The following is a 22,004-nucleotide window of genomic DNA, read 5'->3' as shown; positions in this document are numbered from 1 at the left end:
CCGGGAGCGCTCAGCTCTCGACGCGGGACCCCTCGCGAGTGCTCCACCGAGACCGGCGCGTGGGCCCTCGGCGGGCCGCGGGCGGCGATCCGCTCTGCTTCGGGGTGGAGAGCGAGAAGGGAAAGGGACCGCGCGTTCATTCGCCGGGGGCGCCGTCGGAGGAGGAGTCGCCGGCGGCCGAGAAGACGAGGTCGAAGAGCCGCTTCTCGGCGAGTCGCAGTCGTTCGCTGAGCGTCGACTGAGCGATGTCGAGCTCGGAGGCGATGTCGTCCGCCGACACACGTCGCGGAACGTCGAAGTACCCCATCCGATGGGCGGTCCGCAGCACGGTCACCTGCTCGGGCGAGAGTTCGTTACGCAGCGCTCGTCCGAGCTGTCCGCTTCCGAGCGGTTCACCCGTCGTCTCGACCTGGTTCACGCTCAAGAGCTCGAACCGACCGAACCGGTCCTGAATCCTGTCCGCGAGCGCTCGGAACGACTCCCACTCGTTGACGGTGACCACCCCTCGGAAGTAGCCGTTTCGGAGCTCCAGCCGGTTCGGAATCGCACTCTCACGCAGTATGACGCCGAGCAGGAACGGATACGGTTCGTGAGCGACGACCGTCAACCGATATGTCGGCTCGTTCGAGTCGCCCACCACCTGCTCGTGGTGGAACAGTTCGACGCGAGAGAGGTCCGTCAACACCGATTCGGGGTCGAACGGCGACTCGGACGTGACGAGTAGCGACTCGATCCAGTCGCCGTCGTCCGCGTAGAACGCGTTCTCGAACGTGATCGAACGCGCCGCTGGAACCCGGTCGGTTATCTCGCCGACGACCCCCGACAGCGACGTCTGGAACTCGATACGAAGGATGCTGATCACCTCACCGCCTACCGGTTAATAGCTACGTAACATATTTAATCTTTTACTTGTCATGCACTGCGGACGCGCCACCGGAAACGTCTCTGCGGTTTCGACGGCCCCCTCTCCGCGGTTTCGACGGCCTCCTCTCTGCGGTTTCGACGGCCTCGTCTCCAAAGCGGTCTGCGTTCGGTATGGCCGGGGGGCTCACGAGTCGACGGCGGAGCGCTCACGACCGGACCGCCCCGGCCTCGTGTTCAGATAAACTGATTCCATGCGAAGCTGAACGATCTGAGCCACTTGTTAGCAGTTTCTGCTTTGGTGTTGCTGAAACAGTTTGAGAGACTGGTAGTTCTGCGTTTTACCTCACGAAAGACACGTTCGACGCTGTTCCGGTTTCCACGTCGTTCGTCTCTGAAATCGAGGCCATGTTTTTCACATGCTCGGTGAAGTGGAACCGCACCATCAACGAGAAATATCGCGTCATCCACGTCGTGTTTTTCGCGAAGCTCCGCGAAAAACTGATCTGCGATCACGTTTGTTCTTGTCGGCTCAAGCCTTGTGTGGAGTAAATCGTTTGAGTCGGGATCGACGGCGGCGTACAGCCAATACTGTTTATCCTCAAGCTGAATCACGGTTTCATCGACCGCAACGTGATTCGGGCTTCGACCAGCCTCCGGCTGTAGATCGGCCTTGTGAACCCAGTTATGAACGGTGGATCGAACCCGATCAACACCGAATACCTCAAGAAACGAAACAGTATTCGAAAGCGATAATCAAGCAAGGTGGCGCTGAATACTAAGCTTCATCAACAACTTCGGTGTTGCCTCTCGCTCCACAAACTCTAAGTTGATCTCGTCTAAACAGCCGCTGAGACGGTCGTTTTCGGGCATAGATCACTTTGAAAACGCCCCGTCTCACCTTTCAATCCGTCTCTGAACACCGTCCGCCCCGGAAGCAACACGATTTATATCAAACGGGCGTAATTGCGAACACGACCGACGCCCCGAAACGCTTCGACTCCGGAACGCGACGTTTCCCGGGCGCACGGACACTGACGTACCAGCATGTCGATCATAGTCACGCTCCACGTGGAGCACGAACGTCTCGCGCTGGTGCCCACGTTACGGCGGCTCGACGGGGCCGACATCGAGGTCGTAACGCAGGGTACCACGGACCCCGGGTCCTCTGAGTTCCCGTTTCTCGTCGAGTACGGGGACCGCGACGGGCTCGAACGAGCACTGGAGTCGGACCCGACCGTCGGGGAGTACGAGCTCATCGAGTGGTCCGACGGGACCGGGGTGTACTACATCGAACACACGTCGGAGACGGAGCTGATCAGCACGGCCGTCTCGGACGCCAACGGGTTCCTCATCCACACCGAGTCCGAGCGGAACGGGTGGCTGGTGCGATTGCTCCTCCCCGACAGAGCCGCGCTGAGCGACGTCTGGGACCACGCCACGGAGAACGGCATGCAACTGGACATCGTCGAGATTCACGACAACGAAACAACTGATTCCGGGCCCTCCTACGGGCTGACCGACGAACAGCGGCAGACGCTGTTGATCGCCTACGAGAACGGGTACTTCGTCGAACCGCGCGAGATGTCGCTCGACGAACTCGCCGACGAACTAGGGCTGTCGTCGACAGCCGTGAGCGGTCGGCTGCGGCGCGGTATGCGGAACCTCGTCGCGGCGACGATCGCCACCGAGGGCCCCGAACAGTGACCGGCAACTCGGCCCTCGGGTGCTGAGCCCCCGAGATCCTCGAGCGGACCGGTCGACGCGATACTACCACGTACTCGAGGCCTCCGAGGGCCGCCGAGACGGGTGCTGTAATAAAAGGGGGGAGTTTTTCATGCTCGGCTTTATTGTTCATTACATTTTCTATCTATAAGAATGTCCCACGAGCAGGACCATCCAAACTATCCGAGTGTTGACCAGTCAGACCGAACGCTACCTCGCAACCTCCGGCAGACCGGAGATCCGGGGATCGAGATGCTCGTCTCGACGCGCGTTCGAAAGTCACCGTTCTTCGATAAATCGTTCAACGAGAACGGCGCTTGGCGGTGTACCGTCTACAACCGTCTCTACCACCCGCGCGGGCTGGTCGAGCCCGAAGACGGGGGCGCTATGGCCGAGTACGAAGCGCTGACCAACAGCGTAACCATCTGGGACGTCGCCGTCGAGCGTCAGATCCGCGTGAAGGGTCCGGACGCCGAGGCGCTCACCAACCACGTTGTCACCCGCGACGTGAGCTCCATGGACGCGATGGACGGCAAGTACGTCATCCTCTGTAACGAGGACGGCGGCGTCCTGAACGACCCGGTGCTGCTCCGGCCGGCCGAGGACGAGTTCTGGTTCTCCATCTCGGACAACACGCTGATGCAGTGGCTGCAAGGCGTAAACGTCGGCATGGACTTCGACGTCGAGATCGACGAGATCGACGTCGCCCCGATGCAGATCCAGGGGCCGCTCTCTGAGGACGTGATGGTTGACGTCGTCGGCGACGAGGTCAGCGAGATCCCCTACTACGGGCTGATGGAGTCGCAGGTCGACGGCGTCGACGTGCTTATCAGTCAGACCGGGTTCTCCGGCGAGAAGGGCTTCGAGATCTACGTCAAGGAGGCCTCGAAGTACGGCGAGCGGGTCTGGGATCAGGTCCACGAGAGCGTCCTCGACCACGGCGGGATGCAGATCGCTCCCGGCCACCACCGACGGATCGCCGCGGGCATCATGTCGTGGGGCCAGGACCTCGACCACGAGACGTCGCCGTTCCAGGTCAACCTCGGCTACCACGTCCCCGACGACAAGGACGTCGACTACATCGGTAAGGAGGCGCTCGAGGAGCAGAAAGAACAGATCGAGAACGGCAACTACCCGTTCAACCACAAGATGATCGGGATGAAGATGGCCGGCGAGCCGATCCACGACTACGCGCCGGACTTCTGGCTCGTCTCCGATCCCGACAGCGGCGACGAGGTCGGCTACCTGACGTCCCCGTGGTACAACCCCGATCTCGAGACCAACATCGGGATGGGCTTCGTGCCAGCCGAGATGATCGAGGCCGAGACCGACGTCCCGCTGAACGACTCGGTGTACGACGAGGACCTCGACCTCGAGTTCGAGGTACATCTGCCCGACGAGTACGCCGAGGAGCCCGGCGAGCCGGTGTTCGCCACCGCGGCGAAGATTCCGTTCAAGGAGTCCGTCAACCCGAGCGCCCGCGAACAGGCCAAGCTCAGCGCGAAGCAGGAGGCCAGCTCGAACGACTGAGCGACACCGTTCGGTTCAGACCCGAGTAGTCGCGGCTCGCCTTGGCCCCTGACCCGCGTTCGGGGAGGGTCCCGAGGCGGGGGTCCCTTCCTCGCCGATCGCGTCGACGTTCGAGAGACCTCAGTCTCACGTTTTCTTTTCTGTCGGCTTCCGAGCGCAGTCGCGGCGTGACGAGTCGCGCTCGACGGGACGCGCCGGCGACGCCGCGAGGGCACCCTCCGCGGCGACCCTGGACGGAAAGTACCGTCGGATACCCGTACGCGGGGACTCGCGGAGACTCGCGGGGACTCGCGGGTCCTTCGAAGGGCGGGGACTCGCGGGTCCCTCGGACAGCGCGGGCCGGTGGGGTCGTGAGCTACCGGTAGAGCGGGAACTCGTCGGTGAGGGCGTCGACGCGGTCCGACACCCGCTCCACCGTCGCCCCGTCCTCCGGGTCGTCGACGATGTCGGCGATCAGGTCGGCGACCTCCCGGCAGGCGGCCTCGTCGAAGCCACGGGTCGTCAGCGCGGCCGTGCCGGCCCGGATCCCCGAGGGGTTGAACGCCGAGCGCGTCTCCCCCGGAACCGTGTTGGCGTTGAGAACGATCCCTGCGGATTCGAGGGCGCCCTCGACCGCCTTGCCGGCGGTATCCGGATGGGATGGGCGGAGGTCGGCCAACACGAGGTGGGTGTCGGTGCCGCCCGACACGAGTTCGAGACCGCGTTCCTGGAGCTGCTCGCCGAGCGCGGCGGCGTTGTCGACGACCTGGCGTGCGTACGCCTCGAACTCGGGTTCGAGCGCCTCCTTGAACCCCACCGCCTTGCCGGCGACGTTGTGCATCAGCGGGCCGCCCTGCGCGCCGGGAAACACCGACGCGTCGATGTCGTCGGCGTGCTCCGCGTCGCACATCACGATCCCGCCGCGGCCGGCCCGGATCGTCTTGTGGGTCGAGCCGGTGACGAAGTCCGCGACGCCGACCGGCGAGGGGTGGACGCCGGCGGCGACGAGCCCGGTGATGTGCGCGATGTCCGCGAGGTGGTAGGCGTCGACCGCGTCGGCCGCCGTTTGGATGCGCTCGAAATCGACCTCGCGGGGGTACGCGGAGTAGCCGGAGACCACGATGTCCGGATCGAACTCCGCCGCGGTCTCCCGGAGCCCCTCGTAGTCGATGTACCCGGTCTCGGGATCGACCTCGTACTGTTCGACCTCGTAGAGCTTCCCGGCGAAGTTGGCGGGATGCCCGTGCGAGAGGTGGCCGCCGTGTTCGAGCTCAAGCGAGAGGATCCTGTCTCCGGGGTCTAGCATCGCGAGGTAGACGCCCATGTTCGCCTGCGTCCCGGCGTGCGGCTGCACGTTGACGTGCTCGGCGCCCCAGAGCTGCTTGGCGCGTTCGATCGCGAGCTCCTCGATCTCGTCGGCGCGCTCGCAGCCGGCGTAGTAGCGCTCACCGGGGTACCCCTCGGCGTACTTGTTTGTCAGCTCGGAGCTCTGGGCCTGCATGACGGCCTCAGACGCGTGGTTCTCCGAGGCGATCATCGCCAAGGTGCCCTCCTGTCGCTCTCGCTCGCCGTCGAGCGCGTCCGCCGCCGCCGGATCGACTACCGCGACCGTATCGTACGTCATGTATCACATAGGGGGCGCTGAGCACGAATGAATCTGTCTTCGGCAGAACGTGACTGTCAGTTGACGACCTGTGTCGTCACGGCGCGCCGTGGGAGTCCTTCGGTCTCAGGTCGGTTTCAGCCGATCGCTCGTCTCCCGCCGGTGAGCGGTGTCAGAACGGCCGCGGTGCTTATCCGACTTGATGTCATAAAATGCATGATGTTGGATCGGCTGAAGGCGGCAGCGATGTTCATCCTCGACCCGCCGTGGACTCGTGACGGTCCCGAGACGTTCACTATGGCGGTTCCCGAGGCGCACACGACGTTCAAGCGGGGCAGCGTCGGCTGGGCGAAGCGCCCGCCCGCGGTCGTTCGATGTTCCTCCTGTCGACACTCGTTCACTCACGAGTTTGCCAACGACTTCCTCGACTGTCCGAACTGTACCATGGAGCGCTCCCCCGAGGAGTTCGACGAGTTCGAACTGATCGCGCTCGTCTGTCCACACTGCCAGCGGCGGTTGGACCACGGCATCCGCCATCCCGAGATGATGGACGTGCCCGAGTTCGCGTCCTGCACCGAGTGTCAGTACCACTGGGAGTACCAACACGACTACGAGCTGTAGCGGGACGTATCCGAGTCGCTTTTTGCCCTGCTCAGCCTAACGAAATCGTGACTTACTCGAACAAACCACCGGGCCCAATCGCGGACCGGACCTTCGACGTCGGTCTCTGGGTCGGCGCCGCCGGGGGAGTCGCCTGCGTCGCGCTCCTCTACTGGGCCAACGTGCTCTCCGTGACGGACCCGCTTCACACGACGGTGACCCTCGTGCTCTTTCCGGTGTACGTCCTCTCGGTCGCGGTGTTTCTTGGTTTATGGTTGGGCTACGATACCGACGAGACCAACCTCACGCGGGTGATGGTCGAAGACGAGTCCGACGAGTCCGATAGGTCCTAACGGAACGCTCGAGTGCGTGACGCGCCGCTGCGGCGCCGTGACGGTCAAAAAGAAGCGAAACGAGGCTGCTTCCGACGCGCTACGAGGTGAACCGCGGACGATCAGTCGCCCGGTTCACCCTCCCCGCTCGTGATGTCGGTAACGACCTCGCCGCCCTCTCTCTCGATGACGACTTCGCCCTCCTCGGCCATCTCCTGGACGCGCTCCTGGAACTCCTTCGATTCGAGGATCTGGTACTCGGTGTCCAGTCCCTTCTTGATCGCGTACATCATGAACACGAGGATGAACGCGAACGGTAAGCCGGTCGAGATGGCCGCGGCTTGGAGCGCGGCTAGCCCCTGCGAGCCGCCGGCGATGAGCAGCGTCGAGGCGACGACGCCCTCGGTGACGGCCCAGAAGACGCGCATCGCGACGGGCGCGTCGTGCTTGCCGCCCGAGGTCAGGTGATCGATGACCAGCGACCCCGAGTCCGACGACGTGATGAAGAACGTCGCCACGAGGAGCACCGAGAGCGAGGACAGGATTATCGTCCCGGGCAGTTGCTGGAGCATCGAGAACAGGGCGACTGCTCTCGGCACCTGCACTCCTTCCGCGAACATCGCGGCGCTCACGGCACCGCTGGACAGCTCGATGCTGAGTGCGCTCCCGCCGAGGGCCGCGAACCAGAGCACCGAGAACAGCACCGGCAGGATGAGCACCCCGCTGATGAACTCACGGACGGTGCGCCCCTTCGAGATCCGGGCGATGAACATCCCCACGAACGGCGACCAGGCGATCCACCACGCCCAGTAGAACACGGTCCAGTCGACGAGGAACAGTCCCGCGCCGTCTCCGCCGGGACCGTAGTAGGCCGACCCCTGGAAGTACGGCTCGGTGACCGCACCCGCGTAGAACGCGAGGTCGAAGAAGTTTCCGAAGTACTGTCCGAGCCCCTGCGGGATCATCTCGAAGATGAACAGGGTGGGACCGAGGACGATGACCGCCGTCAGCAACGTGAACATCAAGAAGAGGTTCAGATTGCTGAGCCGCCGGACGCCGCCGTCGAGTCCCGCCGCGACCGATAACACGGCGACCGCGGTCACGCCGGCGATGATCGCGACCTGGACGGGCGTTCCGAACGGGACCGCGGGCGCCGCACCGACGTTTCCGCCGAGGAAATTGAGTCCGGCGTTTATCTGTTGGGCCCCCAACCCGAGAGAGGTCGTCAGCCCGAACAACGTCGCGAACACGGTCAGGATGTCGATGATGTGGCCGGGCCACCCGTAGATGCGTTCACCCAGAACCGGCCAGAAGATCGACCGGAAGGTCAACGGCAGACCGCGGTTGAACGAGAAGAACGCCAGCGACAGTCCCACGAGCGCGTATATCGCCCACGGGTGGAAACCCCAGTGGTATAACGAGACTGCCATAGCCACCTGCGCCGAAGCCTGCGACGCGCTCTCTGCACCCAAGTGCGGGTCGAAGAAGTGCCAGACCGGCTCCGCGACGCCGAAGAACATGAGGCCGATCCCCATCCCGGCGCTGAACAGCATCGCGACCCATGAGATGTCGCTGAACTCCTTGTCAGCGTTGACTCCCCCGAGCCTGATCTTTCCGTACTTGCTCAGGGCGAGGTACACCATGAACACGATGAACACGTTCGCGACCAGGATGAAGAACCAACCGAAGACCTCCGAGATACCGGTCCGTACGTCGTTGTAGAGCGTACTCGCTTGGTCCGGGAACGCCAGTGATAATCCAATGAACGCGACGATCACCAACGCCGAGATGCTGAACACCTGCGGGTGGACGTCGAGGACCTTCGTGTCCCCGATGCTGAACTGCTTGTTCGTGTCGCCCGGCTCACGGTCGGTATCCGCGTTGAACAGCTCTACCTGGAGGCCTTCACCACCGAATCCTCCGTCATCTTCGCTATCACTCATACGATACCTCCCTCGTAATCGTGGTACGTCGCCGTTTGTTCGTCATGATTTGGATCGTTATCTTCGGTCTGGTTGTGCTGTACACGCATCATACGCGTTATCCATACGCATGAGTGGTGTTGACACGTAAGGTGGCTTGGCCGTACCCGTAAGTATGCTTCGGATAATATAAATAAAAAGGAACTTGTTGTTTCGAACAACAGTATCCGCTCCGAGCAACACATACTGTCGGTTTACGTGCATTTCGTGGTTCGGACTCAGTCCGCACGGATCGGGATCACCCGAGGAGACGCCGCCGCGTGAGCCCTCTCGGACTCGATTTCGACGCGCTCACCGCGGTCATCGGTAGGTATCGAGCAGGCCGTGATGCGTCGCTCCGCGGAGTGGTCCCGCCGTCTCGCCGCGAACGCGCTCCGGCGGAACGGTAACCCGATCGCGTCAGTAGTAGTCCCACTCGTCGTCCGGGTTGCCCTCGGTGACCTCGTCGGAATCGGTCGCTTTCTCCGGAGCGACTTCCTGGGGATCACGCATGCCGTCGCCCTTGACAGATCGGTAGATGAAGACGCCGAAGGAGACGAGCCCGCCGAGAAGCAGGAGTCCCCCCGCGATAACCGCGAGAGTGAACGCCCCGCTGAGGAGGTCGGACGATATCTGTACGACGATCATGTCCATACGACGCCCTAGGGGTTGCAGCCTGAAGAGTATTACAAACGATCGGAGCGGGATCCATGTCCGAATAAAACGGAAGCGTCGCTCTCGGGAGCGTCAGGGCCGGCCCGTGCGATGGCGTGGTCGTCCCGTTCGGATCCCGTCGCGTCGATGACTCACTTGGCACCCTTCCCGACGATCGTCACCGGGACGTCCGACATCCGTGCGACCTTCTCGGCGGTACTCCCGATGTACTTGCTTATCGCGCCCCGTCCCTGCTTGCCCGTTACGATGAGATCGATGTCGTTGTTCTCGGCGTACTCCACGATCTCGGCGGCGACATTACCGGTTCGGACCACGCCGGTCCCGTCGAGGCCGCGATCCGCCGCCCGATCGACGACGCCAGTGACCGTCTCCTCGCCGTACTGCTTGTACTCCTCCATCTCGTCGTCGCCCAGCCCGACGGTCAGAATGTAGGTCGCCTCCGTTTCGACCACGTACACCGAGTGCACGTGTGAGCCGAGCGACTCCGCCAAGTCGAGCCCCTTGCTAACGGATGCCTCCGACTGTTCGCTTCCGTCGGTAGCGATGAGAATGTTCTCGAACATAGGTGCGAACTGATATCACTCAGTACAAATGAAATAGGTTCGGGTATAACACATCCCAGACATGTTGTGCAATACGCGACTCGACTGGGGCCGCTCGGCGTCCGATCGGGGCCGCAGGGCGGGTCGATACGGGGCATCCCCCGATCAGCCCGTTCGGACCCGTCCTGCGCCCCCGAAGTGTTCTTTCACTTATTGGTCTCCCTGATATAGATCGAGAACGCGGTGAACACGAAGAGGGTGCCGGCGACGACCGGGCGCTGCGCGAACAACGTGACGAAGGCACCCACTGCGAGCAGGACCGCGAGAACGGTGGCTCCCTTCGGGACGAGGTCGTCCATCGTCTGCAGTACGTCGTGCGGGTCGTTTATACGTTCCGCAGCCCGGAACGGCCTCCGGCTCCCGGTGAAGAGGCGGGGAAACGCGGTGGCCGCAGGGCGACCCCGGTTCGGACCCCGTCGACGGATCTCGCGACGGTCGCGCCGCCGTCGAGCCCAGCGGCCCGCTCCCGGGAGACGGATCGGGGGACGAGCTACGTCTCGTCCGACGATTCGCGGTGGTCCCACCACAGCCCGAATCCGCCGAGGACCGCGGCGAACACACCGAATACCACCTCGAACAGCGATCCCGTGACCGCGCCCGAGACCGCGAAGACGACCCCACCGACGCACATGAACCCGCGGATCAGCGTTCGGAACTCTACTGACATTCCCTCTGGCCGCCTTGGCGTACCACGACCACGCTCCTAAGCGCTTCGGCCGTGTCGACCTACTCCGCCGAGCGGTCGATTCGGTCGGTCCCCGCGTTCTGCGTCGCCAGTCGGACCGCGTCGTCCGCCGACGCCTCGATGTCGGTCGCGCGGCGCTCCGTCTCCGCGCGGAACGACTCGTCGTCGGCCGACGCGGCGTTGATCCGCGCGGTAAAGAGCGCGCTCCGGAGCGCGGCGTCGACGAAGGACGCGCCGATCCCGGCGTCGACGACGACGGGACGGTCCGCCGCCCCGGTCACGACCGTCGCCGTCTCGAGCACGGCCAGACAGGTCTCGGCGAGCGCGAGCGGCACCTCCGTCGCTCGTTCGTCCATCGTCGGATCCTCGTCGACCCCGTTCGTGCCGAACACCGCCTCGACGACCGCCGCGTCCGCCTCCGCGAGCGTCAACAGGCGCTCTCGATCCGACTCGAGCGTCCGCCGGAGCTCGGCGAGGTCGGCGTCGGTGTTCACCTCCGCCTCCCGCAGGTGGATACAGACCATCTCACAGAGCGCCGTCCCCATCGCCCCGACGACGCCGCCGACGGTGCCGCTGGCCGGCGACACCGACGCCGACGCGACGTCGGAGAGGAGGTCGGCGACCGACTGGGTCTCGTCGTTCATACCCGATCGAGGAGACAGAGACTAATCAAAACCCCCACTCGGCGACGCGGCGTCACGCGTCCGACCGGTGGTTAACCACGTCGACCTCGTACCCCTCCGCGGCGATGCCGTCGACGATGTCGGCCGCGTGCTCCGCGCCGCTCGTCTCGACGTCGAAGACGAGGTACGCCTCCCCGACGTCGAGGTCGTCGACCGATCGGTCGTGTCTAACGTCGTGGATGTTGGCGTCCCAGTCGGCGATGACGCCGGATATCTCCTCCAGCCGTCCGGGTCGGTCGTCGATCCGGACGCGGATACGGAGGATCTGCTTCCGGGCCGCCAGCGCGTAGATGAGCACCGTCCGGAGCTGCGTCATGTCCAGGTTCCCGCCACAGAGCAGCGGCATCACCGTCTCGCCGCTGACGTCGAGGTCGTCGCTCAGGATGGCCGCCACCGAGGCGGCCCCGGACCCCTCGACGACCTGTTTGGCCCGCTCCATCAACAGCAGTATCGCCCGGGCGATCTCGGTGTCGGTGACGGTGACGACCTCGTCGACGTTCTGCTGGATCATCCGGAGCGTCGTCTCGGAGATGCCGCCGGTCGCGATCCCGTCGGCGATGGTGTCGACCTCCTCCAGCGTCACCGGGAACCCCTTGTCCAGGCTCTCGTGGACCGTCTCGGCGCCGGTGGCCTGCACGCCGACGACCCTCGTCTCCGGCGACAGGTGTTTGATCGCCGTCGAGACGCCGCTTATCAACCCGCCGCCGCCGATGGGGACGACGACGGTGTCGACCTCCGGCAGGTCGTCGTACATCTCGATCCCGAGGGTCCCTTGTCCCGCGATGATGTCGACGTCGTCGTACGCGTGGACGAACCCCGCGTCGGTGCCCTCGACGGCCGACTGGGCGTGTGCCATCGTCTCCTGGAAGTCCCGGCCGACGAGTTCGACGGTCGCGCCGTAGCCCCGGGTCGCTTCGACCTTCGCCTGCGGGGCGTTCTCCGGCATGAAGACCGTCGACTCCGCGCCGCACTTCGTGGCCGCGAGCGCGACGCCCTGCGCGTGGTTGCCGGCGCTCGCGGCGACGAACGAGTCGACGCCCGCCTCGACCTCGTTGCGGATCTTGTTGTACGCGCCCCTCGTCTTGAACGAGCCGGTCCACTGGAGGTGTTCCATCTTGAGGTACACCTCCCCACCGACGAACTCGTCGAGCGACGAACTCCGCTCGATCGGCGTCTGCTTGACGACGGTGTCGTCGTCGAGCCGGTCGCGGGCCCGCTCGATGTCCGCGTACGTGACGGGGAGGTCGTCTGAGTTCGTGCTGGTCATCGGGCGAACTGGACGGTCGGGTCCGTGATACTGGCGCTCATCGGAGGATCTTGTCTCGTTCGGCGTCGAAGAGCGGTTCGCCGCGCACCGTCGCGTCGTACGTCTCGCCCTCACAGCGTATCTGCACGGACGTGCCGGCCTCGGCGTACTCGTCGGGGAGGTACGTGTAGGCGACGGACTCGCCGATCGAGTAGCCGTAATCGCCCGCCTGAACGTACCCCTGGGCCTCACCGTCGATCATGACGGGCCGTCCGCTCAGCATGACGTCCGTCGAGTCGTCGAGCGTGAGGGGGACGATCCGGTCGTCGATGCCGTCCTCACGGGCCGCCTGCAGCGCCTCCCTGCCGACGAAGTCGGTGTCCATGTCCACGGCGAACGGGAGCCCGGCCTCGTAGGGGTTCGAGTCGGTGTCGATGTCGGTTCCCCACAGTCGGAAGCCCTTCTCGAGGCGCATCGACTCCAAGGCGCCCCCGCCCATCGGCCGCACGTCGAGGTCCCGGCCGGCCTCGGACAGCGTCTCCCAGAGCCGCTGCCCGTACTCGCTCGGCGCCCACAGCTCCCAGCCGAGCTCACCGACGTAGGAGACCCGCAGCGCGACGACCGGCACCTCGCCGACGTAGATCTGCTTGGCCGTGAAGTAGCCGAAGTCCTCGTCGCTGACGTCGGCGTTCGTACACCGCTGAAGCAGGAGCCTGGACTTCGGGCCCCACAGGCCGATCGTCGACCGGGCGCTCTCCTCGATAGTAACCGACACCGTCTCCGGGGCGTGGTCCTCCAGCCAGCCGCCGTGGATGCCCGGCGAGTTGCCGCCGCCGGTCGTGACCATGTACTCCTCGCTGTCGAGTCGGACGACCGTCACGTCCGCGAGGATGTTGCCGCCCTCGTTCAGCAGCAGCGAGTACCGGACCTGTCCGTCCTCGATGTCGACGTCGTTGCTGCACATCCGCTGGAGGAACTCACCGGCGCCGTCGCCCTCCACCATGATGGAGCTGAACGTCGTCATATCGAACATCGATACCTTCTCGCGGGTGTGAAGGTGTTCCGCGCCCTCTATCGCCGACCGGTTGATCCCCTGCCAGCCGTCCTGCTCGGGGATCCGGTCGGCGTAGCGGTCGACGAGGTCGGCGTTGGACTCGTACCACTGCGGCGTCTCCCAGCCCCCGGACTGGTAGAACTCCGCCCCGAGAGCCTGCTGTTGGGCGTAGAAGGGGCTCGTCCGCAGCCCGCGGTGGTCGTCGGGTTGCCACCGCGGTTCGACGTTCATGTACACCTGCTCGTAGCGGGTGTCTCCCCGGTCGACGAAGTAGTCCGTCTCGCCGGCGTGGGGTTCGAACCGTCGCACGTGGATGCCGCCGGTGTCGACGGGACCCGACGGGAGCCGCGGGACGCCGTTCTCCATCCACTCGGCGATGATGCGGCCGTAGCCGCCCGAGTGGGTCCACCAGATGGCCAGCCCGGACCAGAGGCCGTCGACCTCGGTCGGGCCGACCGCGGGCATCCCGTCCGGCGTGAACACGAAGATGCCGTTCTCCGTGGCGGCGTACTCGGCGTCGGCGGTCGCCGGCAGGAGTTCGTCGAACGCCTGCTTCGCCGACTTGTCGCGGTACCGATGAGTCGGCTTCGTCCAGTGTTCCTCGGTGAAGCCGCGGACCGACGCCTGACTGTCCTCGGTGTTCGTTCCCATCGCCTCCGGGTCGACGGACAGGGTCTCGTGGTTGTACGACCCGAGGCCGATGGCGTCGCCGTGGGTCCGGAAGTACAGCGAGTGGTCTTGATCGCGGCCGACCGGTCGGTGCGGCCCCTCGCTCATCTGCTCCTGGATGTCGCGGTTGCCGGGCACGTCGAGCCCCGACGTGTTCTCGCCGACGTTGCTGTCCGCGTCGGCCAGCTCCTCCATCGGTTCCGTGACCACGTACTGGTGTTCGACGGGCGCGATCGGGAGGTCCAGCCCCGCGAGCTGACCCGTCTGGTACCCCCAGTTGTTCGTCGCGATGACGCACCGATCGCACTCGATGCGGCCGTCGTCGGTGACGACCGCGCCGATCTCGCCGCCGGTGACCTCCATGTCCGTCACCTCGACGTTCCCGTAGAAGTCCGCGGAACTGTGTTCAACGTACCACTGGAGCGCGCTGATGCCGTCGACGCGGCCGTCGGTCGGCGAGTAGTAGCCGCCCAAGATCTCCTCTTCGTTCACCAGCGGGAGGTGTTCGGTCACCTCCTCGGGCGACAGTAGCTCGGGCTCCGGCAGGCCGTAGGCGGTCGCCCACTCGACGCGCCGGCGCAGGAAGTCCATCCGCTCCTCGCTCCGGGCCAGCTCGATGCCCCCGACCTCGTCGTACACGCCCGCGTCGGACAGCAGCCGGCTCGTGTAGTGGGCCGTCTTCGTCTGTATCTTCGACGGCGACGTCTGGAACATGATCCCGGGCGCGTGGACCGACGATCCGCCCGTGACGGGGAGCGGCCCCTGGTCGACGACGACCACGTCCTCGGCCCCGAGTTCGCTCAGGTGGTAGGCGACGCTGCAGCCGACGGCACCCGCGCCGATGACGACGGTCTTGGCCTTCGTGGGAGGCTTCGTGCTAGACATTAGTTCTCTCAAAGAATGGCCGTGTCCGTCTCATAAATACATCGGTAAATACGGGCGAAGAACGGTGAAACCGGTAGCGTGCGGCGGTATCGGGGTGTCCGGCGACGACCGGACCGTCTCACGTCCCCGGTGGCAAACCACAACGTGACAGCGATGGGAAACGATCTGTGACCCGACGGGGCACGACCCGGGAGCCAGCGGTGCTCCGATCCCTCAGTCGACCAGCGGCTCCTCGCGGACGGTCGCGGCGTAGCGGTCGCCCTCGAAGAGCACGTCGACCTCGGTGCCCGGCTCGGCGTACTCCGGCGGCAGGTACGTGTACGCGACGCAGGCGCCGGCCGTGTAGCCGTACTCGGCGCTGTGGACGTAGCCGATCGCCTCGTCGCCATCAAGCACCGGTCGGTCGTCGAGGATCGTCGCGGTCTCGTCGTCGAGCGTCAGGCAGGCGACCTCGTGGCTGATGTTATCCCCGTCCGCGGCGGCGGCGACGGCCGCCTTGCCGATGAAGTCGGTGTCGAGGTCGACGGCCCACCCGAGGCCCGCCTCGTAGGGATTGTGCTCGGTGTGGAGGTCCTCGCCCCAGAGCCGGAACCCTTTCTCGATGCGGAGCGCGTTCAGCGCGCCGTTGCCGTACGGGCGAATGTCGTACTCTTTGCCGGCCTCGAGGACGTGCTCCCAGAGCTGCTCGCCGTACTCGGAGGGGGTGTAGAGCTCCCAGCCGAGCTCGCCCGCGTACGAGAGCCGCATCGCCCGCACCGGAACGTTGTTCACGAACGTCTCCTGGCTCGTGTAGAACGGGAAGGCCTCGTCGGAGAGGTCGGTGTCAATCACCTTCGAGAGGACCTTTCGAGCGTCGGGACCGGTACAGACCATCGCCGCGAGGTCGGACGTGACCTCGTTGACGACCACGTCGTCGGGGGAGTGGTTGCGGACCCATGCGACGTGGTTGTTCCCGACCTCCCTGCCGGTCGTCAACAGGAGATAGCGGTCGTCGTCGGTCCGGGTGACGGTGATGTCGGCCCGGACGCCCCCGCCCTCGTTACACAGCAGCGTGTACGTGATGTCGCCGACGTCGAGGTCGATCGCGTTCGTACAGAGGCGCCCGAGGAACGCCTCGGCGTCGCTGCCGATGACCTCGATCTTGTTGAACGAGGTCATGTCGTGGAGCCCGACGGCGTCGCGGACGTGCAGGGCCTCCGCGCCCTCGATCGGCGACCAGTACTTCCCCTCCCAGCCGTCGCGGTCGGGGATCCGGTCGGCGTACCGGTCGACGAGGTCGGCGTTGGACTCGAACCACTGCGGTTCCTCCCAGCCCGCCTCGGCCCACAGCTCCGCGCCCATCTCCTTGTGGGTGTGGTACATCGGCGTCCGCCGGATGTCCCGCTGTTTGTCCGTCCAGACCCACTTGGGGTGCATGACGTTGTAGACGATGCGGTACTCCTCGGCGCCGATGTCGCGGGCGAAGTCCCACGACCCCTCGTGGGCGTCGAACCGGTTCACGTCGCTGTCCGCGAGGTCGATCGGGCCGTCGTCGAGCCGCGGGACCCCGTTCACCATCCACTCCGCCAGCGCCTTTCCGGCGCCCCCGGCGTGGGTCACCCAGATCGCTGCCGCGGTCCAGAGCCCGTCGCACTCTTGGACCGGACCCATGACCGGCAGGCCGTTCGGCGATTCGGCGAACATCCCGTTGTACTTGAACTCGAGCTCCTTCCCCTCTGTCGCCGGCAGCAGCTCGTCGCTGGCCTGCCGGGGGGACTTGTGCGGTCGGTCCGGGTGGGTCGCGTTGTTCATGTGCTGGTCGGTGAACTCGTGGACCGATCCCTGCTCGCCGTCCGGATCGTTGCCGCCGAGCTCCATCGGATCCGGCACGATCGGTTCGTGGTTGTACGAGCCGATGCCGTAGGAATCGCCGTGGGTCCGGAAGTACATCGCGTTGTCCTGATCGCGCAGGATCGGACGGTCCGGCCCGACGAGCAACCGTTTCGCCTTCTCGCCGGAGACGTTGCGGTAGTTCTCGAACAGCGGGTGGTTCGCGACGTCGACGGCGGCGTCGCCCAGTTCGTCGAGCGACTCCGTCATCGTGTACTGGTGTTCGACCGGCGTCACGGGCAGGTGGACGCCGAGCTTCTCGCCGAGCTGCCGCGCCCAGATGTTCGTCGCGACGACGACGTCGTCGCACTCGATGGTGCCGTTCTCGGTGACGACCGATTGAACCCCGCCGTCGGCCGTTTCGACGTCCTCCGTGCGCGTGTGCGGAACGAACGTCGCCCCCCGGTCTATCGCGGCCCGCGCCAGCGCGTCGCAGGCGATGACGCCGGAGACCTGCCCGTCGGTCGGCGAGTAGTAGCCGCCGAGGATGCGCTCCTCGTCGACCAGCGGGAGGTGCTCGGTCACTTCTTCGGGGGAGAGCAGCTGCGGATCCGGGATCCCCCACGCCTTCGCCGCCTCCACCCGCCGCTGGAGGAACGCCATTCGCTCCTCGCTGCGGGCGACCTCGATGCCGCCCGTCTCGTTGTACGCCTGCTTGCCGTCGGCGCCCTCGAGCTCCGAGTAGAGCTCTCGGCTGTAGTCGGCGAACTGGCTGAGCGTCTTCGGCTCCGCGGTCTGGAACATGATCCCCGGCGCGTGCGTCGAAGACCCGCCGGTGGTCGGCATCGGGCCCTGATCGACGACCACGACGTCCTCCCGACCGAGTTTCGTGAGCTGGTACGCGACGTTGCAGCCGACGATTCCGGCACCGATGACGACGGTGTCGGCCTGCGTCGGCAGGCTTTCTGTGGGCTGCATAAATACGACTGTATCTCGCTATGGCGGCGGAATATAATTGTCGCATAGGCCGTCTTTGGGGCCCGTTTCCCCTCAACCCGTCCGGCTCCTGTCAGAATGTGGTTTCGCGGCCGTCGCCCGCCTCGCTCGAGTCGTCTGGTGTCCCATCTCGGCGTCCGTCGCGTCGGCGTTCGATGTCCGTCGCGTCCCTCCCGGTTCTCGTGGCGATCGGTCGCGACGGTCCGCGAGGGGATCACGGCCCCTCGACGAACGAGGGTGAGCCCGGGGCTTTTGCCCCTGTACCGCCGGGTCAGACCATGGAGTACGAGCCGGTAACTCATACGACGACCGACCGCCGCCTCAGCCGACATCCCTCCGGCGCGACCGTCGACGCAACGGTCCACCGGTACGCGGGGGGCAGCGGGCCGACCGTCTACCTGCAGGCGGCACAACATGGTATCGAACTCAACGGGCCGGTCACGTTGCGGCACCTCCACGAGCGGCTCATCGAGGCTGACCTCGCGGGCACCGTCGTCGCCGTGCCGGTGGCGAACCCGCTGGCCTTCGATCACCGGTCGTACGTCACGCCGACGGCGTACGACGCGCGGAACGCGAACCTGAACCGGGTCTGGCCGGGCGACGAAACCGGCAGCTTCCAGGAACGGGTGGCCGCCCGGCTCTGGGAGCTGGTGACCGACGCCGACGCGGTCGTCGACCTCCACACCGGGACGCCGGACATGCTGGCACACGTCAGGTTCGGAGAGGGCTCCGACGCGCGCGGGCTCGCGAGGGCCTTCGGGACGGAGTACCTGCTCGCCGACCCGGACGAGGGGCCCACCGGGATGCTCCGGGACGCCGCGGAGCGCGTCGGGATCCCGGCGATCACCGCGGAGCTATCGAACAGTCGAACGGTCGATCGGTCGGCCGTCGAAACCGGCGTTAGCGGCGTCATGAACGTACTCCGGGAGATGCGGGTCCTCGAGGGAGAACCGTCCGCACCGGCGGTTCAGACCGTGCTCCGGAACAGTCTCGAACACACCATCGCCGAGGAGTCGGGGTTGTTTGAGCCCCGACGGTCGGTCGGGGTCGGCGACCGTCTCGAGGCGGGCGACACGCTGGGTGCGGTGTACCGTCCGACCTCGTTCGAACGCCTCGGGACCGTCACCGTCTCCGAGGCCGGCGTCGTCTACTCGTTGGCTCGCGGGGTCGTCGTCGAGGGGGAGCGTCTCGCGGCGGTCGCGACCCGCGGGTGAGACTCGGCGAACAGGCGTCGACACCCCGTGCCGCCGGTTTAAAGAGCTTCACGTATTCGATTATTATATTAAACGGGTTCAGTATTCCCCACGCACGCTTATTGTACGTTATGTCATAGAATAGCATTGTCATGGGGCTCCAGACCACCTTCGACGTCCTCTCGACGCTCGTCGGGAACCAGCAGTCGCGCGGCAGGTCGGTCCGGAACGTCGAGGCGACGACGGACGGCTCCACGCTCCGCGTCGATATGGAGGTGCTGGTGCCTCTCCGCTCGACGCCGACTGACGAGACGGACCGGGAGCCGACCGTGGAGGCCACGTCGCTCACCGACGACGGCGGGCTCGCGGTCGAGTTGACGGTGCCGGAGCTGGTTCCGCTCCCGACATCGACGGCGGCGACCGTCGAGGTGAGCGGACGAACGGTCGAGGTCACGCACGGGGCGCTCGAAGTGGCCCTCGACCTGACCATCGATCCTCCAGCCGCCGGGCCTGCGGAATCGGAGGGCCGCGTGACGGGCGACGCCGTCACGGACGGCAACGGCGGATCGATGGTCGAACGCGCCCGCCGTGAGGCCGTCACCGACACCGTCGGCGATGTCGAACCGGCAGAGAGTAACCCGCCCGAGACTGATCCGGTCGGGAGTGATCCGGTCGGGAGTGATCCGGCCGGTGGTGACCCGTCCGAGAGTGACCCGTCCGAGAGTGGCCCGAGTGACGGCGTGGAGGCGGTCCGCGACGAGTCGATGCCGCCGTACGAGGACGTCGAGTACCTCCGGGCGCTCTACGCGGAGTGCGATACGTTCTCCGAGATGCGGGACGCGATCGCGATGGACGTCTCCGCCGAGACGGTCCGGCGGTACATGATCGACGCCGGGGTCCACGAGCCGACCGCCTACGAGACGGCGACCACAGACGGGCGGACCGATCAGGGGACGGCGGACGGACCGTCGGAACGGGATGAGGCGTCCGAACGGGACGGGTCCCCCGTGGAGTCTTCCTCCGTGGAACCGTCCACGGAGGAGGACTCGCGGCGGTCGTTCCCCGACGCCAAACTCGTCGCCGACGGTATCGGCCTGCCGGACGACGTCGAGATCGGAGATGTCATCGAGTCGGTCGTGCGGTCGTCGACCGTCTACGAGGTCAGACGGGACCTCGACCTTGACGACGGCTACGCCCGGGAACTGCTGGACCAACTCGACCTCCTAGACCTCGTGATGTGCCGCCTCTCTAAAGCCCCCGACAGGGAGGTTACATACGAGGAGGCCGCCGCACGCGTTCGGCAGTGTACGACCGCGAGCGGATGACGCTGCGACCCGATTCGAGCCGCGATCGGACGGCGCTACGCGGCGATCCGGGCGTCGAACGAGTAATGGTAACGACTACCATTTAAACTGGTTGACTGGGGAACCCACAGATGGAAATAGGTCTACCACTTACGTATGAACAGTAATGTCGGCTGGAACGCAAGCGATCAAGCGGAGTGACGGCGTCGGAGCGCTTCTCACTGACGCACGATTCGAACTGATGCCGTTCGAGAGCTTCGAGGACGAGATCCGGCACCTGCCGGACGACGCGACGATCGCCGTCACCACGTCTCCGCAGCTCGGGATCGACACCACGGTCGAGCGCACCGAGCAGGCGGCCGCACTCGGATACGACGTCTCGCCGCACATCGCCGCGCGCTACGTCGAGGATCGCGACCACCTCGATGAGATCGCCGAGCGCCTCACCGACGCCGGCGTGACGGACATCTTCGTGCCGGGCGGCGACCGCGAGGAGCCCGCCGGCGAGTTCGAGTCCGCACACGACCTGTTGGTCGCTCTCGACGAGTTGGGCCACTCCTTCGACGAGGTCGGCATCACCGGATATCCCGAGGGACACGACTTCCTCGACGCGGAGGCCCTGTCCGACGCGATGGCGAAGAAAAGCCCGTACGCGACCTACCTCGTCACACAGCTCTGTTACGACCCCGACGCCGTGCTCGAGTGGATCGACGACATCCGCGACGACGGCGTCGACCTCCCCGTCGAGGTCGGCATCCCGGGCGTGATGAACTACCAGCGCCTGATGCAGATCTCACAGAAGGTCGGCGTCGGCGACTCGATCAAGTTCCTTCGGAAGACGACCGGCATACTCGGCTTTGTAAGGCAGCTCGTCGGATCGCGGGGGGTGTACAAGCCCGACGACCTCATCGACGGGCTCGCGCCGTACGCGGACGACGATCACTACAAGATCAGGGGGATCCACATCTACACGTTCAACCAAACGCCGGACACCGAATCGTGGCGCACTGAACGGCTCGGCCGATAGCGGTTCTCGTCCGTGGCCGTCGTTCGTTTGATCCCCGCTACGTCGTTCGTTTGACTCCCGCTAGCGTAATTGCTGTCCGCGTCGAGTGACCTCACCGGACGGACGCGTGACGAGTAGCGTTTCGAACGAGGAGTTCCCGGAGAGCGGTCGACGGGCCGGGGAACGCGAGGACGTGACCGCTCGTCGGCGCTCAAAACCAGAGGAACAGGGATCCGAACCGGTAGGGGGTCGACACGAACGAGATGACGAACACGAGTAGGGCGAGGAGGAATGCGACTCCAGCGAGCCTGACGAACAACAGTGACAGGAACGGGAGCAGTAGCACGGCCGTCATCAGGATGATAACGGCCATCAACAGCGCGAGGGCGACCCGAAGCCCCTTGGACTTCGGGTTGAAATAGCAGCTCGGACAGGTATCGTGCCCGCTCTCTACCTCGTGTCCGCATCGTTTGCAGTTCTGCGCTCCGCCGATGAGTGATGACATGATCTTCCGCTCCGGTTCCCGCCGGATATGAAAATGTGGAGGCAACCGCGCATAAACCTTTGTGCGGACGGGACCGGCGATTCTGTTCTGCGGGCGAGGCG

Annotated in this window: 19 protein-coding genes and 1 pseudogene; 7 read left to right on the top strand and 13 right to left on the bottom strand. The window is 65.4% G+C overall.

Annotation, left to right across the window (positions count from 1 at the left end; genetic code table 11):
• Positions 1-136: 136 nt before the first annotated feature.
• Both DJ81_RS09080 and DJ81_RS09075 read right to left on the bottom strand, forming a co-directional pair.
• Entirely contained in the window at positions 137-862 is a 726-nt protein-coding gene (locus tag DJ81_RS09080) for a helix-turn-helix domain-containing protein (RefSeq protein WP_241881355.1), read from the bottom strand.
• 236 nt (positions 863-1,098) lie between these two features.
• Positions 1,099-1,734 (bottom strand): annotated as a pseudogene (locus tag DJ81_RS09075) (IS6 family transposase).
• 174 nt (positions 1,735-1,908) lie between these two features.
• On the opposite strand from DJ81_RS09075, the gene DJ81_RS09070 reads away from it, so the two are divergent.
• Together DJ81_RS09070 and DJ81_RS09065 are read left to right on the top strand one after the other, a co-directional pair.
• Complete coding sequence (locus tag DJ81_RS09070; RefSeq protein ID WP_094523161.1) at positions 1,909-2,568, top strand: helix-turn-helix domain-containing protein; 660 nt, start codon at positions 1,909-1,911, stop codon at positions 2,566-2,568.
• A 171-nt stretch (positions 2,569-2,739) separates the two neighbouring features.
• Positions 2,740-4,116 carry a glycine cleavage system protein T gene (locus DJ81_RS09065; protein ID WP_094523159.1) on the top strand — a complete coding sequence of 459 codons (1,377 nt, stop codon included), beginning with the start codon at positions 2,740-2,742 and terminating at the stop codon, positions 4,114-4,116.
• 355 nt (positions 4,117-4,471) lie between these two features.
• Here the strand turns inward: DJ81_RS09065 and glyA are convergent, their stop codons facing one another.
• Positions 4,472-5,719 carry a serine hydroxymethyltransferase gene (glyA, locus tag DJ81_RS09060; protein WP_094528009.1) on the bottom strand — a complete coding sequence of 416 codons (1,248 nt, stop codon included), beginning with the start codon at positions 5,717-5,719 and terminating at the stop codon, positions 4,472-4,474.
• Positions 5,720-5,914: 195 nt separating this feature from the next.
• On the opposite strand from glyA, the gene DJ81_RS09055 reads away from it, so the two are divergent.
• Together DJ81_RS09055 and DJ81_RS09050 are read left to right on the top strand one after the other, a co-directional pair.
• The gene (locus DJ81_RS09055) at positions 5,915-6,319 is read left to right on the top strand and encodes a hypothetical protein (RefSeq protein WP_094589381.1); all 405 of its coding nucleotides are present in this window, start codon (positions 5,915-5,917) and stop codon (positions 6,317-6,319) included.
• A 47-nt stretch (positions 6,320-6,366) separates the two neighbouring features.
• Complete coding sequence (locus DJ81_RS09050) at positions 6,367-6,651, top strand: hypothetical protein (protein ID WP_094523153.1); 285 nt, start codon at positions 6,367-6,369, stop codon at positions 6,649-6,651.
• Positions 6,652-6,752: 101 nt separating this feature from the next.
• Here the strand turns inward: DJ81_RS09050 and DJ81_RS09045 are convergent, their stop codons facing one another.
• The 9 genes from DJ81_RS09045 to DJ81_RS09015 form a co-directional block, all read right to left on the bottom strand.
• Positions 6,753-8,573, bottom strand: coding sequence for a BCCT family transporter (locus DJ81_RS09045; protein ID WP_094528008.1), 1,821 nt, complete (start codon positions 8,571-8,573; stop codon positions 6,753-6,755).
• 438 nt (positions 8,574-9,011) lie between these two features.
• On the bottom strand, positions 9,012-9,245 hold the full coding sequence (locus DJ81_RS09040) for a hypothetical protein (protein ID WP_094523149.1): 234 nt from the start codon (positions 9,243-9,245) through the stop codon (positions 9,012-9,014).
• 152 nt (positions 9,246-9,397) lie between these two features.
• Positions 9,398-9,829 carry a universal stress protein gene (locus DJ81_RS09035; protein WP_094523147.1) on the bottom strand — a complete coding sequence of 144 codons (432 nt, stop codon included), beginning with the start codon at positions 9,827-9,829 and terminating at the stop codon, positions 9,398-9,400.
• Between the two features lie 185 nt (positions 9,830-10,014).
• Positions 10,015-10,167: a hypothetical protein gene (locus DJ81_RS19180; RefSeq protein WP_170938284.1), complete on the bottom strand. Its 153-nt coding sequence runs from the start codon at positions 10,165-10,167 to the stop codon at positions 10,015-10,017.
• Positions 10,168-10,358: 191 nt separating this feature from the next.
• Entirely contained in the window at positions 10,359-10,535 is a 177-nt protein-coding gene (locus tag DJ81_RS19175) for a hypothetical protein (protein ID WP_158217267.1), read from the bottom strand.
• A gap of 59 nt (positions 10,536-10,594) precedes the next feature.
• On the bottom strand, positions 10,595-11,197 hold the full coding sequence (locus tag DJ81_RS09030; RefSeq protein ID WP_094589379.1) for a cyclodeaminase/cyclohydrolase family protein: 603 nt from the start codon (positions 11,195-11,197) through the stop codon (positions 10,595-10,597).
• A 52-nt stretch (positions 11,198-11,249) separates the two neighbouring features.
• A complete protein-coding gene (gene ilvA, locus DJ81_RS09025; RefSeq protein ID WP_094589377.1) occupies positions 11,250-12,503 on the bottom strand; it encodes a threonine ammonia-lyase in 1,254 nt (417 codons plus the stop codon).
• Between the two features lie 37 nt (positions 12,504-12,540).
• Entirely contained in the window at positions 12,541-15,090 is a 2,550-nt protein-coding gene (locus tag DJ81_RS09020) for an FAD-dependent oxidoreductase (protein WP_094589375.1), read from the bottom strand.
• Between the two features lie 213 nt (positions 15,091-15,303).
• Positions 15,304-17,877 carry an FAD-dependent oxidoreductase gene (locus tag DJ81_RS09015; RefSeq protein WP_094528004.1) on the bottom strand — a complete coding sequence of 858 codons (2,574 nt, stop codon included), beginning with the start codon at positions 17,875-17,877 and terminating at the stop codon, positions 15,304-15,306.
• 296 nt (positions 17,878-18,173) lie between these two features.
• Here DJ81_RS09015 and DJ81_RS09010 point away from each other — a divergent pair, with 296 nt between their 5' ends.
• From DJ81_RS09010 to DJ81_RS09000, 3 genes are all read left to right on the top strand, one after another.
• A complete protein-coding gene (locus DJ81_RS09010; protein WP_094589373.1) occupies positions 18,174-19,109 on the top strand; it encodes a succinylglutamate desuccinylase/aspartoacylase family protein in 936 nt (311 codons plus the stop codon).
• A 131-nt stretch (positions 19,110-19,240) separates the two neighbouring features.
• Positions 19,241-20,413: a hypothetical protein gene (locus tag DJ81_RS09005; protein ID WP_094589371.1), complete on the top strand. Its 1,173-nt coding sequence runs from the start codon at positions 19,241-19,243 to the stop codon at positions 20,411-20,413.
• Positions 20,414-20,558: 145 nt separating this feature from the next.
• Positions 20,559-21,419 carry a methylenetetrahydrofolate reductase gene (locus tag DJ81_RS09000; RefSeq protein WP_094523133.1) on the top strand — a complete coding sequence of 287 codons (861 nt, stop codon included), beginning with the start codon at positions 20,559-20,561 and terminating at the stop codon, positions 21,417-21,419.
• 190 nt (positions 21,420-21,609) lie between these two features.
• On the opposite strand, the gene DJ81_RS08995 is transcribed toward DJ81_RS09000, so the two are convergent.
• Complete coding sequence (locus DJ81_RS08995; protein ID WP_094523131.1) at positions 21,610-21,903, bottom strand: hypothetical protein; 294 nt, start codon at positions 21,901-21,903, stop codon at positions 21,610-21,612.
• Positions 21,904-22,004 lie beyond the last annotated feature (101 nt).

Origin of the sequence: Halorubrum sp. Hd13, assembly GCF_002252755.1 — an archaeon.
Classification (GTDB): Archaea; Halobacteriota; Halobacteria; order Halobacteriales; family Haloferacaceae; genus Halorubrum.
Note: the sequence above shows the minus strand (reverse complement) of the source record. Positions and strands in the feature narration are given on the sequence as shown.

Excerpts from the sequence above, each read along its gene's own strand:
- DJ81_RS09070 (WP_094523161.1), top strand. The coding sequence starts at position 1,909 with ATGTCGATCATAGTCACGCTCCACGTGGAGCACGAACGTCTCGCGCTG.
- DJ81_RS09010 (WP_094589373.1), top strand. The coding sequence starts at position 18,174 with ATGGAGTACGAGCCGGTAACTCATACGACGACCGACCGCCGCCTCAGC.
- DJ81_RS09055 (WP_094589381.1), top strand. The coding sequence starts at position 5,915 with ATGATGTTGGATCGGCTGAAGGCGGCAGCGATGTTCATCCTCGACCCG.
- DJ81_RS19180 (WP_170938284.1), bottom strand. The coding sequence starts at position 10,167 with ATGGACGACCTCGTCCCGAAGGGAGCCACCGTTCTCGCGGTCCTGCTC.
- DJ81_RS09015 (WP_094528004.1), bottom strand. The coding sequence starts at position 17,877 with ATGCAGCCCACAGAAAGCCTGCCGACGCAGGCCGACACCGTCGTCATC.
- DJ81_RS09030 (WP_094589379.1), bottom strand. The coding sequence starts at position 11,197 with ATGAACGACGAGACCCAGTCGGTCGCCGACCTCCTCTCCGACGTCGCG.
- DJ81_RS09000 (WP_094523133.1), top strand. The coding sequence starts at position 20,559 with ATGTCGGCTGGAACGCAAGCGATCAAGCGGAGTGACGGCGTCGGAGCG.
- ilvA (WP_094589377.1), bottom strand. The coding sequence starts at position 12,503 with ATGACCAGCACGAACTCAGACGACCTCCCCGTCACGTACGCGGACATC.
- DJ81_RS09005 (WP_094589371.1), top strand. The coding sequence starts at position 19,241 with ATGGGGCTCCAGACCACCTTCGACGTCCTCTCGACGCTCGTCGGGAAC.
- DJ81_RS09065 (WP_094523159.1), top strand. The coding sequence starts at position 2,740 with ATGTCCCACGAGCAGGACCATCCAAACTATCCGAGTGTTGACCAGTCA.
- DJ81_RS19175 (WP_158217267.1), bottom strand. The coding sequence starts at position 10,535 with ATGTCAGTAGAGTTCCGAACGCTGATCCGCGGGTTCATGTGCGTCGGT.
- glyA (WP_094528009.1), bottom strand. The coding sequence starts at position 5,719 with ATGACGTACGATACGGTCGCGGTAGTCGATCCGGCGGCGGCGGACGCG.
- DJ81_RS09035 (WP_094523147.1), bottom strand. The coding sequence starts at position 9,829 with ATGTTCGAGAACATTCTCATCGCTACCGACGGAAGCGAACAGTCGGAG.
- DJ81_RS08995 (WP_094523131.1), bottom strand. The coding sequence starts at position 21,903 with ATGTCATCACTCATCGGCGGAGCGCAGAACTGCAAACGATGCGGACAC.
- DJ81_RS09020 (WP_094589375.1), bottom strand. The coding sequence starts at position 15,090 with ATGTCTAGCACGAAGCCTCCCACGAAGGCCAAGACCGTCGTCATCGGC.
- DJ81_RS09040 (WP_094523149.1), bottom strand. The coding sequence starts at position 9,245 with ATGGACATGATCGTCGTACAGATATCGTCCGACCTCCTCAGCGGGGCG.
- DJ81_RS09045 (WP_094528008.1), bottom strand. The coding sequence starts at position 8,573 with ATGAGTGATAGCGAAGATGACGGAGGATTCGGTGGTGAAGGCCTCCAG.